This is a genomic window from Halorubrum sp. AJ67, assembly GCF_000513435.1.
Genome location: NZ_CBVY010000005.1, coordinates 28,652 through 30,125 on the forward strand (window position 1 = coordinate 28,652; position 1,474 = coordinate 30,125).

General features: G+C 71.4%; 1 protein-coding gene. It reads left to right on the top strand.

Annotation, left to right across the window (positions count from 1 at the left end):
• A partial coding sequence (locus BN903_RS06460) for a hypothetical protein (protein WP_394296246.1) occupies nucleotides 1-1,272 on the top strand: 1,272 nt, incomplete at its 5' end.
• Nucleotides 1,273-1,474: the final 202 nt, after the last annotated feature.

Consider the following 1,474-nt stretch of genomic DNA (forward strand, 5'->3'; position numbering starts at 1 on the left):
ACCGTCGCCGCGCCGGGCTCGGCCCCGTCGTCCGGCGGTTCGGCCGTTCCACCCGGTTTGGGCGCTGTCGCCGACTCGCCCGCTCTTGCCGGTTCTGACGCTGTCGCCGGTTCGTCGTCGCCCGTCACCGAGCAGACGTCGACGCCGCAGGTCGACCGAGCGAACCTCACGTTCCGCACCCTGTCGACGCCGGCGGGTGCGGAGACGCGCGTCAGCGCGTACGCGCGCGGTCCCGACCTCGGTTCGTCGCTCGGGTTCGCGACCGCGGACACCGACGCCGCGGTGGAGACCGCGGCCGTCGTTCGTCGGATCGAAGGCGCTGAATCGACCGTCGAGCGGCAACAGCACATCCTCGCGGAGATCAACCGGATCGAGCGCGCGGAGGTCGCACTCGAAAGTCGGCAGGCGAACGCCTTCGCCGCGCACGCGGCCGGGGAGGTGTCCGACCGCGAACTGGTCGACGAACTCGTCCGCGTGGCCGCGATCGCCCGCGAGTACGACGAGCGGCTCGACGAGATCGACGCGCTCGCCGAGGCGACGGACGGCTTCAGCTCGCCCAGTCGGCTCGACGAGCTTCAGGTGGCGCTACAGGTGTACGAGGGACCCGTCCGCGAGCAGGCCCTCGCGACCGCCAGGGGACAGTCGCCCCCGACCGACATGTACGTCGCGTCGAGTCAGGGAACGGTCGTGCTCGCGACCGTCGTCGACGGCGAGTACGTCCGCGAGGTCTTCCGGACGGACCGCTGGGACCGCGGCGGCGGCCCCATCTCGAACGATCTGGCGATCGAAGTGACCGAGGCCGCGTACCCCGAGACGACGGCGCTCCGCGAGCCGGACGCGTTCGGCGCAGGCGCGGTCCAGCGGATCACGATCCCCCACGAGTTCGGCACCCTCCGCACCTTCGTCAGCGGCGGGACAGAGCGGGTGTTCGTCGAACACCAACGGATCGAGCTGGCCGCGTTCCCCGACAGCGAGTCGGTCTCGGAGAGCGGCGACGGGTTCAACGTCACCGTCGAGCGGACCTACCCCGGCGGCCCGGTGACCGTCACCGTCCTCGACGACGAGACGGGCGAGCCCGTCCCCAACGTCACCGTCACCAAGTCCATCGGCGACGGCGACAGTCAGGCTATCGGCACGACGAACGCGGCCGGCGTCGTCCGGACGCTCTCCCCGTCCGAGACGTACCGCATCACGGTCGTCGACGAGCCCCGCGTCGTCGTCGTCGGCGACATCGACCCGCTCCCGACGCCGAGACCGATCGGCGACGAGTGAGTGTCCTCCCGAACTGAGTCTCCCCCCGGCGTGCGACTCCTTATGTACGAACCCGCACCACCACCGCCGTGTCACCAGTCGTTCGTCGCGACGGTCGCGGAATCGCACCCGTCGCGGGCGTGTTGCTCGTCGCGATCACGGTCGTGCTGGTCGGCGGCGTCGCGACCGCGGCGCTCGACGCGCCGAGCGACCCGGCACCGTC